Raw genomic sequence first — 16,477 nt, forward strand, 5'->3', positions numbered from 1 at the left:
GACTTCCTTTGCTTTTGATGGAAATTGAGATGACCGACCAGACTACCCGCCTGCCGATCCGCCGCGCCTTGATCAGCGTTTCCGACAAGACCGGGATCCTCGAATTCGCCAAGGAGCTTGAAGCGCTGGGCGTCGAGATCCTCTCCACCGGCGGAACGTTCAAGCTGCTGCAGGACAACGGCGTTGCCGCAGTGGAAGTCGCGGATTACACCGGTTTCGCCGAGATGATGGACGGTCGGGTGAAGACCCTGCACCCGAAAATCCACGGCGGCATTCTCGGTCGTCGCGGTATCGACGACGCGATCATGAACGAGCACGGCATCAAACCGATCGATCTGGTTGCCGTTAACCTCTACCCGTTCGAAGCCACCATCAACAAGCCAGGCTGCGACCTGCCGACCGCCATCGAGAACATCGACATCGGCGGCCCGACCATGGTCCGTTCGGCCGCGAAAAACCACAAAGACGTAGCGATCGTGGTGAACGCCAGCGATTACGCCCATGTCCTCGAAAGCCTCAAAGCCGGTGGCCTGACCTACGCTCAGCGTTTCGACCTGATGCTCAAGGCCTTCGAGCACACCGCCGCCTACGACGGCATGATCGCCAACTACATGGGCACGGTGAACCAGGCCGCCGAGACACTGAGCACTGAAGGTCGCAGCGAATTCCCGCGCACCTTCAACAGCCAGTTCATCAAGGCTCAGGAAATGCGCTACGGCGAGAACCCGCACCAGAGCGCGGCGTTCTATGTGGAAGCCAAACCTGCCGAAGTCGGTATCGCCACCGCGACCCAACTGCAAGGCAAAGAACTGTCGTACAACAACGTGGCCGACACCGACGCTGCGCTGGAGTGCGTGAAGAGCTTCGTCAAACCAGCCTGCGTGATCGTCAAGCACGCCAACCCGTGCGGCGTGGCTGTGAGCCCGGACGCCGAAGGCGGCATCCGTCAGGCTTACGAACTGGCCTACGCCACCGACACCGAATCGGCGTTCGGCGGCATCATCGCCTTCAACCGCGAACTGGATGCCGAGACAGCGAAAGCGATCGTGGAGCGCCAGTTCGTTGAAGTGATCATCGCCCCGAGCGTTAGCGCAGAAGCCCGCGCTATCGTCGCCGCCAAAGCCAACGTGCGCCTGCTGGCCTGCGGCGAGTGGTCGGCTGACCGCGCTGCGGCCTGGGACTACAAGCGCGTCAATGGCGGCCTGCTGGTACAGAGCCGTGACATCGGCATGATCGGCAGCGATGACCTGAAAGTCGTGACCAAACGTGCCCCGACAGAACAGGAAATCCACGACCTGATCTTCGCCTGGAAAGTGGCCAAGTACGTTAAATCCAACGCCATCGTCTACGCGAAAAACCGTCAAACCATCGGTGTCGGCGCGGGCCAGATGAGCCGCGTGAACTCGGCACGTATCGCGGCGATCAAGGCTGAGCACGCCGGCCTGCAAGTAGCGGGCTCGGTCATGGCATCGGACGCGTTCTTCCCGTTCCGCGACGGCCTCGACAATGCGGCCAAAGTCGGCATCACTGCGGTGATCCAGCCGGGTGGCTCGATGCGTGATGCTGAAGTGATTGCAGCGGCCGATGAAGCCGGCATCGCCATGGTGTTCACCGGCATGCGCCACTTCCGTCACTAAGCACACGATCCACTGTGGGAGCTGGCTTGCCAGCGATAGCATCCCCTCGGTTTGATTGATGAACCGAGTCGCCTGCATCGCTGGCAAGCCAGCTCCCACAGAAAAGCGCCCCTTAGGTGCTCCACAGATTTAGCGTCATCCGAGGTTTTTGAAATGAATGTTTTGATCATTGGCAGCGGTGGCCGTGAACACGCCCTGGCCTGGAAAGTGGCTCAGGATCCGCGCGTACAGAAGGTTTTTGTCGCGCCGGGCAACGCCGGTACGGCGATCGAAGCCAAGTGCGAGAACGTCGCCATCGACGTGCTGGCCCTTGAGCAGCTTGCCGATTTTGCCGAGAAAAACGTTTCCCTGACCATCGTCGGCCCGGAAGTGCCGTTGGTGGCAGGCGTTGTCGACCTGTTCCGCTCCCGTGGTCTGGACTGCTTCGGCCCAACCGCTGGTGCAGCACAGCTGGAAGGCTCGAAAGCCTTCACCAAGGACTTCCTGGCGCGCCACAAGATCCCGACGGCCGACTACCAGAACTTCACTGAGATCGAGCCGGCCCTGGCGTATCTGCGTGAAAAAGGCGCGCCGATTGTGATCAAGGCCGATGGCTTGGCCGCCGGTAAAGGCGTGATCGTTGCCATGACCCTGGCCGAAGCCGAAGACGCCGTGCGCGACATGCTCGCCGGCAATGCCTTCGGTGACGCCGGTTCGCGCGTGGTGATCGAAGAGTTCCTCGACGGTGAAGAAGCGTCGTTCATCGTCATGGTCGACGGCAAGAACGTGCTGCCCATGGCCACCAGCCAGGACCACAAACGCGTCGGCAACGGCGACAGCGGCCCGAACACTGGCGGCATGGGTGCTTACTCCCCTGCCCCGGTGGTCACCGCCGACGTGCATCAGCGCGTGATGGATCTGGTGATCTGGCCGACCGTGCGCGGCATGGCCGAAGAAGGCAACGTCTACACGGGCTTCCTGTACGCTGGCCTGATGATCGACAAGGCGGGCAACCCGAAAGTCATCGAGTTCAACTGCCGTTTCGGTGATCCGGAAACCCAACCGGTGATGCTGCGTCTACAGTCGAGCCTGGTACTGCTGGTCGAAGCGGCTCTGGCACAAGCGCTGGACAAAGTTGAAGCGCAATGGGATCCACGTCCAAGCGTCGGCATTGTACTGGCCGCCGGCGGTTACCCGGGCGACTACGCCAAAGGCGCAGCGATCAATGGTCTTGACGCGGCGGCAAGCCTGGAAGGCAAAGTCTTCCACGCCGGTACCGCGCTCAAAGATGGCAACGTGGTGACTGCCGGCGGTCGCGTGCTGTGCGCCACCGCCATGGGCGCCAGTGTCGGCGAAGCTCAGCAGCAAGCCTACAAGCTGGCGGCGGCCATCGATTGGGAAGGCTGCTTCTACCGCAAGGACATTGGCTACCGCGCCATTGCCCGTGAACGTGGCGAAACCCAGGAATAAGCTGTGCATCAAGTCCGGCGTGGGATACCGTTCCTCGCCGGGCTGTTCCGCCGCCGCGCATCGTTATATTCTGGCATCAACCTACGAAGGGATTTCGCCGTGCGCTGGCTCAGGATTGCCATAAGCTTCACCGTCACGCTGCTGACCTTGCTCTGCATGCTCCCGGCCCTGGCCGCACAAGGCAGTGGCTGGTCGGTTTTGCTTGATGATCAGGGCAATCTGCAACTGAGCGACATCCGCTCAGCCCGCTACACCAATCAATTCAGCCCCATCGACCTTGACCGCCTCACGGCAGCCGAGCCCGATGGCGCGTTGTGGCTGCGATTCAGACTGGCGCCCGGCAAGCACGAACAAGTGCTGCGCATCTTCGCCCCTGACCTTTCACACCTCAATCTGTACGTGCTGGACGGCGACAAGCTGATCGAGCAACGCAACACCGGCAACGACCAGCCCCAGTCAGAACGGCCGCTGCCGAGCAGTGACTTCCTGTTGCCGCTGCCCCAGAGCGACAAGCCCCTCGACGTTTATCTGCGGATGGTTTCCGACCATCAGTTGCGTCCGTACATCACCTTGCAATCAGCCGTGATGAGCGCGGCCAACCACAACCAGACGCTGCTCTACGGCCTGCTGTTCGGCTGCCTTGGCATGCTGATCCTGCACAATCTCATCCGCTACGCCTACACCCGCTCTCGCAGCAGTCTGTGGCTGGCGGTCTGCGAAGTTCTGCTCAGTCTGAGCCTGCTACTGTTGCTTAACCTCGCAGGTCCCTGGCTGCCGAACTGGCATGCGATCCAGACCCCGGGGGCTTATCTGGCGCTGCTGCTGACCGCCCCGGCGGGTTTGATGTTCGCCTATCGATTCTTCGCCCCGCTCGGCCCGCACCCGCTGAATAAACTGTTGCTGGGCGACATTCTGTTCATCGTGATCTGCAGCCTGCTGCTGTTGTTCGTCAACACCCTGCCACTGAACATCATCACCTACGCCTTGGTGGCCCTCGCTGGCCTGAGCATGCTGCTGGTCGGCTCCTACCATTGGCAGAAAGGTTATCGTCCGGCACGCCTGTTCGTCGCAGCAATGGTCGTGTTCAACATCGGCACGCTGATTATCCTGCCAGCGCTGCTGGGACTTACCCTGGTCGCCCCGCAAGGCCTGATCATGACCCTGATGGCGTTCATCTGTATCAGCGGCCTGCTGATGAGCATCGCCTTGGGCGAGCGCCAGCGCAGCATTACCGAAAGCCGCTTCAGCATCAGCCGCGACCTGGCCGCCAGCAATGCCGAGATCAACGCCAAGGCCGAATTCCTCGCCAAGATCAGCCACGAGATCCGCACGCCGATGAATGGCGTGTTGGGCATGACCGAACTGCTGCTCGGCACGCCGTTATCGGTCAAGCAACGCGACTACGTACAGACCATCCACAGTGCCGGTAACGAACTGCTGACTTTGATCAACGAGATCCTCGACATCTCCAAGCTCGAGTCCGGACAGATCGAACTCGATGACGTCCAATTCGATCTCAACGCCTTGATCGACGATTGCCTGAGCATCTATCGGGCCAAGGCCGAGCAACAGAACGTCGAACTGATCAGCTTCATTCAGCCGCAAGTGCCACGGGTCATCAGCGGTGACCCGACCCGTCTGCGTCAAACGTTGCTGAGCCTGCTGGAAAATGCCCTGAAGAAAACCGATGAAGGTGAAGTGCTGATCGTCGTCGCTCTCGATGATCGCAGCGGTAAGCCACGCCTGCGTATCGCCGTACAAGACAGCGGCGCGCCAATGGAGCAGGAAGAGCGCGATGCACTGATGCACGCCGAACTGCACAGCAAGCATTTCCTCTCAGCCAATCGTCTGGGCGGTAATCTCGGGCTGGTGATCGCACGCCAACTGATCCGTTTGATGCAAGGCGAATTCGGTATCAAGAGCGGCGCCAATCAGGGCAGCACCTTGTGGCTGACCCTGCCGCTGGATCCCGACCGCCTCGAACACCCGACCTCCGATCTCGACAGCCCGCTGCAAGGTGCGCGGGTGCTGGTGGTCGACGATAACGACACCTGCCGCAAAGTGTTGGTGCAGCAATGCAGCGCCTGGGGTCTGAACGTCAGCGCCGTGCCATCAGGCAAGGAGGCGCTGGCCCTGCTGCGTACCAAGGCGCACCTGCGCGATTACTTCGATGTGGTGTTGCTCGATCAGAACATGCCCGGCATGACCGGCATGCAACTGGCGGCCAAGATCAAGGAAGACCCGAGCCTGAACCACGACATCCTGCTGATCATGCTCACCGGTATCAGCAATGCGCCGAGCAAGATCATTGCGCGCAACTCGGGGATCAAACGCATTCTGGCCAAACCGGTGGCGGGCTACACCCTCAAGACAACCCTGGCGGACGAACTCAACCAGCGCAACAAAGGCCAGGTGGTGTTCCAGCCACAAGTGGTCACCCCCGCCACGGCGGCGAAAGTGCCGAGCGACTTCCGCATCCTCGTCGCCGAAGACAACACGATTTCGACCAAAGTGATTCGCGGCATGCTCGGCAAACTCAACCTGCAACCGGACACCGCCAGCAACGGCGAAGAAGCGTTGCAAGCGATGAAAGCCCAGCGATACGACCTGGTATTGATGGATTGCGAAATGCCGATTCTCGACGGTTTCTCCGCGACGCAGCAATTGCGCGCCTGGGAAGTCAGCAACCAACGCATCCGCACGCCAATCGTCGCGCTGACGGCGCACATCCTTGCAGAGCACAAGGAACGCGCACGCCAGGCCGGGATGGACGGGCACATGTCCAAGCCTGTCGAACTGTCGCAGTTGCGTGAATTGGTCGAACATTGGGTCGCCCAGCGTGATCAGCAAAACCGGACGGCATCGACCTTCTGAGTGGCCTTGTACATCGATTCGATCAGATCTCGAGACTGCTCAAGTATTTAAGCGAACCCGTTATCACCGACTTTTTTACCTTTTCCCGAAACTGGGCGTAGTGAAGTGTGTTGAAGGTAATGGCTGCGAATTGCTCAACGCTTTCGCAGATCAGTGATTCATCCTCGGAGTACAGAAATCCGGGCACCTGACGCTCAATCTTGAACTGTCGAGAATAAATGCCCATCTCCACTTTGTTCGGCCCGCTCATGATGCAGGGGATCAATTGAAAGATACCCACACTGCCGTGAAGGCTGGTGGACTCGAACACATCTCGCGCCGATGCGTTTCGCTCCATCGCCACTAGCGCACGACGCATTGGCTCGGAAAACGCCTCGCCCATGATGGTTGAGATCCGCTGCGCCCCCTGGCCGGCCATCAGATTGTTCTGCAAGGGCGGCAAGGTTTGCGGCTTCGGCACATCCCAACCGACAAACTTGAGTACGTTGCGGTAGTACTCGAACCAGTCACCCGATAGCCCATCTTCAAACGCCGCGCGCGTAGCCCTTTGTGCATAAGCGGTGCTCATGCAGATGTCATCTCGATGTGACGCCGGCAGGCCACCGGCAAATGACACAACGCTACCGCCCACCACCGCTGCTTGCGGTGTCATCGGATCCGTCATGATTCAATCTCCGTTGGCAAGGTCAACGTCGCAACATTGCCCGCGAACTTGCCTCCGACTTTCAAGGCAATCGCATCACGCGCAGGGCCGTAAAGGGTTTCGGAAAGATTTGCCCGAGCGTGATGCACGTAAACCAAACCTTGCAGATCACAAGTGGGGTGCGGCTGCTGGAATGGATTGGGGCTTAATACTCGTCGAGTTTTGAACTCGACATACGCACTGGTGATCGAGGTGGGAGATTTCGCGCATATCACCAGCAAACGCACATTCGCCAACGGCGCTGGCACTGCGGTCGATTCGGATTCAACTGATGCCTGCATGCAACGGCGCAGCAGTTGGAGCGCGGGATTGTCGCCCGGCAACTTTGCAATTCGCGCTAGAACCGTGGCGGTTATGCGGGCTTCACCCAAAGCACCGTTAGTCAACATAGCGGTAAACACGTCGGGCGCAAGTTCTTCTGCGTCGTGACTGAACTCCCATGTCTGTTTCGTCTTTTTTTGGCGCAACCAGAAGTCATCGAGAACGGCTACATAAGCGTCATACCAGTTTATCCCGGTGGATTTTTCGACCTTTTTATTAGCCACCAATTGCGCAAGCAAGGTCGAGTTGAGCAGATCGTCGTAAGCCGCCACACCATCAGATTCAGGCACAAGCACAATGGAGTTACCAACAACCACCGTTAAGTATTCGTCGACCATATCATCACCCTTGAATATAAAAGCGGGCAGTCGATATTCGACTGCCCTCCTGACACTCGTTAAATTTCGAACTCTTCGATTTTAGAAAGCGCATTCAGACCCAAAGCATTGCGGATATACTCGCGCGTTGCGTTGGCGACATCATTATTCTTTTCAAATACTGTTTCGCCGCGGTACATCTTTACGTTGCGAATATCCACATCGACAAACAACACTTTGTCCGACGTGTTCCTGCGCAGAAAACGAACGGCACCGACAGCCATTTTGGGTACGCCGTTTACTTCGGTACAGGCGCCGGTGGAGATACCACCCACGCCGTTATTCAGAAGGTTTCGTTCATACAGCGTTAAAGCCGTCTCACGTTTGCTGAGGGCTGCAACTGCATCAGTTGCCACTTTCAGCATTAAGGCGCTAGTCGGACCGGGCACTGCGACACCCGCGAGCACCGAGCCCAGAATCTCCAACACCAGTTTGTCCATCCGGACACTGGTGCCACCGACTTCAAGATCACTGTAGTAGATACTGGTAGGTGTCCAGCCCGTGGAGGTCATGGCTTTACGGAAATGAAGATACCAATCCTGGCCTTGATCTTCCTGAGGATACTTTTTGTTCGCCGCCAGGCTGGCGAAAAGAAAGGCATTTTGCGCATCGGTTCGATTTACCTCACTGAGGTTGCCCGTAAAGGACAAGATACCTTCACCCACGATAGAGCCTTTACCCGGCACTTCAACAGCATCCCCTGCGTTAATACCCGAGGTAAAAGTGCGACTATGAATAGCAGGCACTTGATCAACCTCATACTGCTGAATATCTTTCAAGCAGCTAGCAATAAAACCTTGTTGCATTACTTGGTTACTCACAACGAATTCCTTATCATCATTTAAACAAGCCCTCATGAACTTGCGAAAACAACAATAACCAACCCACCAAGAAGGCACAAACTTAAACATGTAACACCAATTACCAAAACAAATAAAACAGCAACTAACAACCTAATAAAAAACAACGCCAAAGCCTCTATAAGACAATACCCACAAGTCCTTGAACGACTGATAGACTTCTCCCTACACTCTACTGCTGCGAGCCAAGACCATGCTCCACGTGTTATTCAGCGTTTACCTGAAAATGCTGGTTCTCTACAGCCCGTTCTTCGTGCTGTCCTGTTTCATCAGCCTGACCCGTGGCTATTCGCGCAAGGAGCAACGCCGCCTGGCCTGGAAAGTGGCCGTCGCCACGCTGGTCTCCAGCGTTCTGCTGTACTTGTTCGGACGGGTGATTTTCGATGTGTTCGGCATTACTGTGGATGCGTTCCGCATCGGCGCCGGCAGCGTGCTGTTCATTTCGGCACTGGGCATGGCACAGGGTAAACCCGCAGTGCAGGCCGACAATGTGCAGCAGGATGTGACCATCGTCCCCCTGACCATTCCATTGACCGTCGGCCCCGGCACCATCGGTGCCTTGTTGGTGATGGGCGTCAGCCAGCCGCACTGGGACGATAAACTCACGGCGATCATGAGTATTGCGCTGGCCAGTTTTACCGTTGGCGTGGTGCTTTATCTGTCCAACCGTATCGAACGGATTCTCGGCGATCAGGGTTTGCAGATCGTCAGTCGCTTGATGGGATTGTTTGTTTGCGCACTGGCAGCGCAGATTATCTTTACCGGCGTTAAAGGGTATCTGGTGCACTGAGCAGGGTTATCGACAACGTCTACCCAGCGAACGCCGAGCCCGCCAGTCGGCCCATTCCTGCCCGGCATCAAAAATAAAAAGGTCGCGAACTGATTGTTCGCGACCTTTTATTTTTAGCCTGCCTCGATGTTTCAGACGAACTTTTGAATGACCCTTTCCAGTGTCGCAACCCCTTGATCGACTCTGGCTTGCGACAAGGCCTTCAGCCAATGCTCGACACCATGCATGTGGTACTGACCATCGATCCTGACACTTATCTGCACTGGCACACCCGGCTCACCCTCATCGGATTTCACGTCCCGCACAATCAGGCTGTGAGCATTGTCCGGATCGGTGAACACCAGTTGCCCATCGACCAGCGACATCATCAGCCGCTCGCTGGCGGCCATGTCCAGAACCAGTGTGCAAGCACTTGGCATTTGATCTCCTGAAGAACGCCGACTATCGACCACGATGCAGCTCAACCGCTGCCACGCTTGTTCCGACACCCGATAGCTCGACACCTGCGAACCGAAAGCCAGAATCAACTTGTCGACTCCGTCGGGTAACAGTTCCATAACCTGCGCGATCTCACCGCTCAACTCGAGCGACAGGACGTCCTCCTCACGATGCGCATAGTTACCGGGCCCCCACGAACGATCGGCAGCGTCAGGGCTGAAGATCAGGCCGTCAATCGGGTCAAACAGCATCGGTATCGACGCCTGGCGAGTACCGAGAAACACCGCCCACTGCCCGTCGGCCCGCCCTGTAACAGCGAACAGGCGATCCAGTTCCGGCACGTAATACTGATAGCGATCCGCAGACTGCTCGACTTGCAGTACCGAGGCGTGGGATTGCCCATCCAGCAGCGCCTTCAAACGCGCCTGCAACTGTGCAGGAGTCTGCCCCTGAACCTGCGACCACTGATTCTCGACACTGACGATGCGGGCCGGCTGCTGGTCGAGCAGTTCCAGATTGATACCTTCGCGGGTGCGCCCTAGCAGACCTTGGCCATGTTTGAGCACCTGGACGAACGCCCATTGCGGCCAGACTTTTTGTACCAACGGCAGTTGCTCGGGAGACACCAGCCGCGTGCCATCGGCAAAAGCCTGGCGCAACGTCTCGAACTTGACCAGCGCCTGCCGGTAGAGCTGCCCCGCAGAAACATCCAGCAGCCAGGCGGCCTGTTTGTCAGGCGTCAGCCCCAGCAGTTCCAGCTCCTTGCCATCGGCGTTATCGACCAGCACTCCCTGCCCGTCAATGCACCACACAGCCACGAAGCCACTGCCGGACACGTTGCTTAACCCGATGATCGGGAAAGGTGCACCTTTGTACGATTCGGCCAGCGCAGGTAGCGCGGTCAGCCAGTCTGGGTGCCTTTTCAGCCATTGCTGGCCGAGGCCGACAAACTCAAGAGCACCGTGTTTATCGATCTCCAATAGCCGGCCATCGGCCTTGGTGGCGATGTAGCGTTTACCAGCCTGCGTGACCGCGATGACGTCCCGCTCAAGCACTTCGTTTCGATAAAAACCACCCGCCACTCCAGGCTCCACGCCTCGGCTGATCAGCCGGCTTTGCTTGCTGTAAAAGAGCATCGCGAAGTCATCAGGCTCATGCGGCATCAGCATTACCATGTCCCGGTCACTGCCCAGTTCCGCACGAAAGTACTTGCCGGTGCCACCCTCGCCAAGCCAGGCCTGATCGTGCAGTCCTTCAAGAATGTAGGCACAGGCGTGAACGAACAAGGCGGATTGCCAGGTGCTTATCCCGGCCATCATGCCCGGTGTTTCATCCCTGAAAGGACGTGGCGCCGCGAAGTGATTGATCAGGGAAGCCCAGTACACGGCGCCCGGCTTGTTGACATAGTCGCGCGCAAGAGAAGAAGTCTTGATCCCCGTCAGCACCACGGTCCAATCCGCTATCCGGTAATGCAGCGTGACCTCGACCTCCGTCTGCTCAAGCATGCGTTGCGATATGCGCAGCGTACCGTCGGCATCCTGTGCGCAGCCGATGATCTTCGAACCACTCGCCGGGTTCATCAAACGAAAACGGTGAACGACTGTGCCGGTGACCGCATCGACACACCATACCGTCGCGTGATCAGGGTGGTAGAACCAGGCATGTTGGGCGCCAGCACCACCGAGCACGATGCCCTCCCTGACAACAACCGGCAGATTGCGGGCGTACAACATTCGATCCCGCAGCACATCATAGAAAGCAGTGGTGAACACCGATCGCTCACCCGGAGTGAAAGGCACCTTGAACGCGTAAAGAGGCACATACCCGGTCACCAATCGCTGCTCGTTTGCCCGTTTACGCAGATGTGCCAGAACCTGCGTCATGCTGCGACTGGCATCAAGCGTGATCGAGACCAGATGCAATCTGAGGTCATTCCAGTCGATCCGGAACAACTCGCCCCCGGCCAGCTCAATAAACCCGTCGAAGTCATTGAGCACAATGCCGTCGACCTTCAGTTGGGGATCGTCGAAGGTCACGCGTTCGAGGCTGGCCCAAGGCGCGCGAACCACCCATTGAGCGCGCCCTTGCGGGAGCGTCACGGCGACAATCCCTGGTGTGAGCCAGATATGGTAGAGCCCGGTTTGAGCGGTGATCTGATAGGAAACCAGATTTCTCCACTCCGCCGGCAGCTCCGGCACCACTAACTGACGCACATGCTCGTCCAGTCGCACCTCGATCGTCGTCGGCTTATAGACGGGGTGCAGTTTGTAGAGAATGTGCGGAAACGGTGTGTTGACCGTGAAATAGAAACGCTGATGACCATGCTCGTCGTACTCCAGCTTTTCGACTGCGCTGTTACGCAAATCCGGGTACCAGGTTTCAATGCTACCGCTGGCGTAATCCAGCAATGCCATGCCAGGCACAACGTACGACGCGAATGATGTCGGGACCTCGCTGCTAGCCCGTGGTTCATGCCATTCTCCGGGCATTGGCGTGTATGCAAAACCCGGTGTTCCGAGTTGGTATTCGTAACCGTAATAACAGATCGGCGTACACGGCAGCACGACCGTCTGGATATCGTCGGGCACGAGCCTGACCAGACCGATTAGCCCGGGCAGTCCCAGCGCCTGACGGATATCGATGGCTTGATGAATACGCTTCGGATCATCGTTGTACTGCGGTAACTCCAACCCTGAGCGATCCATGGGGTAGAACTTCTGACTGTCAAAATAAACCTGGTTATTTTGCAGATCCAATCGCGTGACGACCGCCTCCGGTTCGAAGCGCAGCACCCTACCCTTGCGCGTATAACCGGCCGTTCCGTAAGCATTCTGAATCTTGCGCAAATGGGCACCCACGGCCCGGGCTTTGTCGCTGATCTGCCCCAGGTTACTGGCGATGGCCGATACACCGATGCCAACACCGAGCAACGGCACTGACAGAATGGCGGCGGCAGCGCCGACGGTTCCACCCGCGGCCAGTGCGACGATATCCAGCCCCAGCGCTGACGCATCGAACACCAGTTGCGTGGCCAGCCGCGAGCGCTGTTCCTGGTGGGTGGCAACCGCCAGGCCGTATATGTCGAAACCAATATTAGCTGCGGAAAAAACAATCCCGACGCCTGTGGTTGCTCGTCCCAGAAGCCGTCCGGACAATGACGATTGGCGTAGCGCCAGACTCTGCTCACTGGCCGCTACCTGACGCACCAGGCGGATTGTCTGTAGCGAATCGCTCAACACGCCATAACCCAACTGGGCGTAACTGACATAAACCTGCACCTGCAGGGCTATCGACAATGCCGGGATCTGACCGTGGTCGGCCTGATAGTCGCGATGACGCATTTCGGTGATCAGCGTCTGGATCGCGAAGGCAAAACTCAAACGGCTGCCGCCATCGGCTTCACCCGCAGCCTGGTTGGCGCCTGCCAGGTTTTTCACCAGACGCTGCACATGTTTTTTGACGTTGCTTAGCCGCGAATCGAGGGTGGTGATATTCAAGGTCTTTTGCGGGTTGCGCGCATCCACCAGCGTCACGCTGTAACGGCTATCGGAATCTTCCCGAACCGTTTCCAGCAGGGGTAAGTACTCACGCCCCACTTTGTGTTCAGTGCGCAAGGCATGAGTGGCCTGTTCAAGCTCACCTGCCCAATACCGAGCATCCAGTTGCGCCAGACTGGCACCCATCCGGCTGTTGTCGTTCAACGAACGTGTACGCGCAATGGCTTGTTTGTCCCACACCGTGGCGGTTTGCGTGTCAACAACGGTGGAGTTTTGCACAAAGCCGTCCAGCAGCAGATTCACCGAAACAACCTTTTGCGCAATCGCCGCTGTATTCAACTCGATGACGTTGAAGTGCGGATTAACTCCGTCACCCAGACCGTACAACCTGGCCAAGGCGCCGTTCTCAGCACTCAGGTAATGCGCCACCCCCTGCTTGAGTTCCTGTACACCTGCAAACCCATAGATCGCAAAGTTCGGCTCATAAAAACGAAAGACGTTCTGATCGCCCACTCTGGTTTTCGCCACCAGCAAGGCGTGATTTCCGGTATCTAGCAGCATGACGACGGGCGCCGTTTTCGCCTCAAGCGCCTGTGCGATGTGTTCCAGGCTTTGGCTGCCCAAAGGTTTGCCGACATCATTCAGAGGCAAGTCATGCAATTCATCCAACGCCTGCAGCAAGGTCCGGGCATCTGCGTCTTCAGGCGTCTGGCTGGCGTTGGCCACCCTGCCGATCAACGCCCGCTCCGCTGACTCGCCACGAGGCAGTGCCGCCGCCATCAACAGTGCCAGCGGATAACACCGGCGACCGGGGTCACCGGTTGTCTGCACCAGCAGGTCTTGCGGCACCTGCCGGGAAGAAACGGCGCCTGCCTTGACAAACGCCTCACGAACCTGGGCACCGCGATTGAGGATGCGCAGGTGATAGTGACGTTGCGCGGTGTTGTTGATTTGCCCGAGGCGCTCGCCCCATTGACTCAGAGTCAGCGGTTCGTTGAGCGCGAGCACTTTGAGTTCGCGCGCCGTGTGCTCGCCGGATACGCCACCGCGCGCAAGGCCTGCCTGAAATGCCGGTGACGGACGCTGGCGCAAGGCTTTTTCAATGGCATTGAAACGGGCGAACACTCCCCCTTCAGAGGTTTCGCGAGCGATATTCAGCACCTCTTGCCATGCGCCGGCAAACCCGTTGGTATCCAGGCGCGCGGCACCGAAAATACCGCCCAGCATGACCCGCTGCAGCGGGCTCAACTGCTCAAGCGTCAGTGAACCGTGAGCAACCTGGGTGAACAGCTCGTTCAAGTTTGTGGCGGACTGCGCCCCGTGCGAAACGGGCAAGTCACTGTTGGGCTGCGCGAGGATTTCCTGGCGTGCGTCGAACCCGATGGAAAAGTTTTTGTTGAAGGTGATGTCACCACTCAACTTGTCCTTCATCGCACGATTGAACGGTTCGCCCAGTTCATCCATCAGTTGTTGCAATACCGAGGTCAACAGCACCGGCTTGCCTTCAATCATCGGCCAGCCTTGTTTGAACGTCAGGGTCTGCTGATTCAGCAACTCAGCCAGATTGGCGGCATAACGTGATTTGAGTTTGCCGGCTTGCCATTTTTCCTGCTCTTTCGCCAACCACTCTTCAGGCTGGGCATTGACGGTCCAGCCGGAGATCGTTTCCTCTTCGGTATTGAAGTTATAGCCTTCACTGAGCCCCAGTCTGTTCATGATGCCGACGTAGTCGGCTTGTAGATGGGTTTGAATGTATCGCCGCAAACCTATGATGGCGGCACCGGGGCCCGTCAGGTTTATTGTGCCGCGAGCGTCGATGCGAATACCGTCCTGGTAGTAACTTAAAATGGACTGAGCCAAATTACTCAGAAAGTCCTCGACTGATGGAGTGAGCTTTCCTTCTGTTCTTTTTTCGTTCATGACGTTTTCAATCAGACCCGACAACTTGTCGATTTCCGACCAGTTGATACCCGCCTCGCCAGCCCTGCGTTCAACGGTTTGCAGAGCGTCATAATTGAAGCGAATCAACTGCATGATCGACAAGGTCATACCACTACGAGGATGTGCCAGGAAGTGCGCATTCATTTGTCTGTCGAATTGAATGCCCATGCGAAATCCATTCTCGGGCACCCGCGCATCGGCCGATGGAACAAATATGTCACGGGCATCCGGCTTGCCGCGCGCGAAAGCGAGCAGCGACGCCTTGTGACTGGCAGGAATTTTGTCGGTTTTATCCGCATAACGTGCGCGATCCCGCCCCGGCATCAGTGCCTCGTTGTGATTGAGTAACAACTGCAAGACACCCAACCGCTGTACATCATCGAAACCACTGATATCCACCCCACCCAACTTATCGGCCAGCGGTGGCAAGTAATCCATATCGCTGTAACGACCACCCTCCAAATACTCGGCCTGCAACCGCACAACATCACTGGCCGCGGCAAAATTGCCACGCAGGGCGACTTCTCGCTGGTAGACATCCTGTAAAAAGTGGTCGGCGAACTCATGCTTGACGTCACGCAACTGCAGATCCTGGCCGGCCATTGCCAGATGCGTCTCAAGGCACCGCTGGCGAAAGGCGTCAAGGGTTGCACGGTCCTTGCCGTAAGCGCGCACCATCAGGTCAATGCGTGCCGCGTCCGCTTGACCGCGCCATTGCGGTTGTTCGAGATACTCGAACATCTGGTGTTTCAACACCCGTGCGCGATTCTCGATCATCTGTGCCAGGTAGTTGGGGTGGGTGACCTTGTCACCTCCCGACTCCATTGCATGCGCTCTTGCACTGTCGAGAATCACCCGGTTCATCTCAAACGCCAACAATGCATCGCTGTCGAACCAGAGATTGAACCGATACCCCTCAGGTTCCAGTACTGTGCGCCAGATGTTCATGTAGTCACGCTGAATGCCACCGACTTCACTGCCACCGACCCAAACGAAGTGCATGATCTTCGGCACTGGCCGGGCGACGCCATGAAGCATGTCCACCGTCGCCGACAGCCTCGCCACAGACTGACTCAGCCAGTTTTGAATCCGATTGATCTCCACAGGCACGGGTGTCTTCTTGCGGTCCAGCAATGTTGTCAGCGACTCTTGGAAAAGTTTCAGCGACAGCCATTGTTCGGCTTCATTGTGCGTTTGATTGAACAATTGATAGTACGTGGCCAGTGCCGTGTATTCAGCGGAACCGGCAAACTCGCTCAATGCCATTTGAAGTGCTGAATAATCTTCAGCCGATATGAACCTGTGGTCATCCGTATTCTTTTTCATCGCTCTCATCCTTGAATCAACTATTCAAAAGTCGGACAAAACTAAGGCGTAAATACGGCGCACTCAAAAGTGAAAAAACTCAAGTAATGTCAAACGAAACATCGAACAACATACGGCGTCGACAACGGCATAATTCGGCAACAACTGCGCCTGTTCATTTCCCACCAATAAACGCAAAAGGCCGCGAACCCAGAAGGTTCGCGGCCTTGTTTACAAGCACAGACTTTAAACGCGAAAAGTATTAACCCGATGTCACGTCGACTT

At 57.4% G+C, this 16,477-nt stretch carries 8 protein-coding genes; 4 read left to right on the top strand and 4 right to left on the bottom strand.

The window, feature by feature from the left end; translation table 11 throughout:
• The first annotated feature begins 29 nt into the window (after positions 1-29).
• The 3 genes from purH to K5E40_RS23220 all read left to right on the top strand — a co-directional run bounded on the left by purH (position 30) and on the right by K5E40_RS23220 (position 5,960).
• The gene (gene purH / locus K5E40_RS23210) at positions 30-1,637 is read left to right on the top strand and encodes a bifunctional phosphoribosylaminoimidazolecarboxamide formyltransferase/IMP cyclohydrolase (protein WP_221732809.1); all 1,608 of its coding nucleotides are present in this window, start codon (positions 30-32) and stop codon (positions 1,635-1,637) included.
• 153 nt (positions 1,638-1,790) lie between these two features.
• Entirely contained in the window at positions 1,791-3,086 is a 1,296-nt protein-coding gene (purD, locus tag K5E40_RS23215) for a phosphoribosylamine--glycine ligase (RefSeq protein WP_221732810.1), read from the top strand.
• A gap of 99 nt (positions 3,087-3,185) precedes the next feature.
• On the top strand, positions 3,186-5,960 hold the full coding sequence (locus tag K5E40_RS23220; protein WP_221732811.1) for a hybrid sensor histidine kinase/response regulator: 2,775 nt from the start codon (positions 3,186-3,188) through the stop codon (positions 5,958-5,960).
• A gap of 22 nt (positions 5,961-5,982) precedes the next feature.
• Here the strand turns inward: K5E40_RS23220 and K5E40_RS23225 are convergent, their stop codons facing one another.
• Genes K5E40_RS23225 through K5E40_RS23235 form a run of 3 tightly spaced genes read right to left on the bottom strand, consistent with a single transcriptional unit; the run spans position 5,983 to position 8,182 of the window.
• Complete coding sequence (locus K5E40_RS23225; protein ID WP_221732812.1) at positions 5,983-6,624, bottom strand: hypothetical protein; 642 nt, start codon at positions 6,622-6,624, stop codon at positions 5,983-5,985.
• Positions 6,621-7,322 (bottom strand): hypothetical protein, encoded by a 702-nt coding sequence (locus tag K5E40_RS23230; protein WP_221732813.1) that lies wholly within the window; start codon positions 7,320-7,322, stop codon positions 6,621-6,623. Before K5E40_RS23230 ends, K5E40_RS23225 begins: the two co-directional genes overlap by 4 nt.
• A 59-nt stretch (positions 7,323-7,381) precedes the next feature.
• The gene (locus tag K5E40_RS23235; protein ID WP_221732814.1) at positions 7,382-8,182 is read right to left on the bottom strand and encodes a hypothetical protein; all 801 of its coding nucleotides are present in this window, start codon (positions 8,180-8,182) and stop codon (positions 7,382-7,384) included.
• 232 nt (positions 8,183-8,414) lie between these two features.
• Here K5E40_RS23235 and K5E40_RS23240 point away from each other — a divergent pair, with 232 nt between their 5' ends.
• Positions 8,415-9,011, top strand: a complete 597-nt coding sequence (locus tag K5E40_RS23240; RefSeq protein WP_221732815.1) for a MarC family protein — start codon at positions 8,415-8,417, stop codon at positions 9,009-9,011.
• Positions 9,012-9,142: 131 nt separating this feature from the next.
• Here K5E40_RS23240 and K5E40_RS23245 read toward each other — a convergent pair whose 3' ends face one another.
• Positions 9,143-16,213 carry a TcdA/TcdB pore-forming domain-containing protein gene (locus K5E40_RS23245; protein ID WP_260455971.1) on the bottom strand — a complete coding sequence of 2,357 codons (7,071 nt, stop codon included), beginning with the start codon at positions 16,211-16,213 and terminating at the stop codon, positions 9,143-9,145.
• Positions 16,214-16,477: the final 264 nt, after the last annotated feature.

The sequence above is a fragment of the Pseudomonas baetica genome, from assembly GCF_019733355.1.
In the GTDB taxonomy this organism is placed as follows: Bacteria; Pseudomonadota; Gammaproteobacteria; order Pseudomonadales; family Pseudomonadaceae; genus Aquipseudomonas; species Aquipseudomonas baetica_A.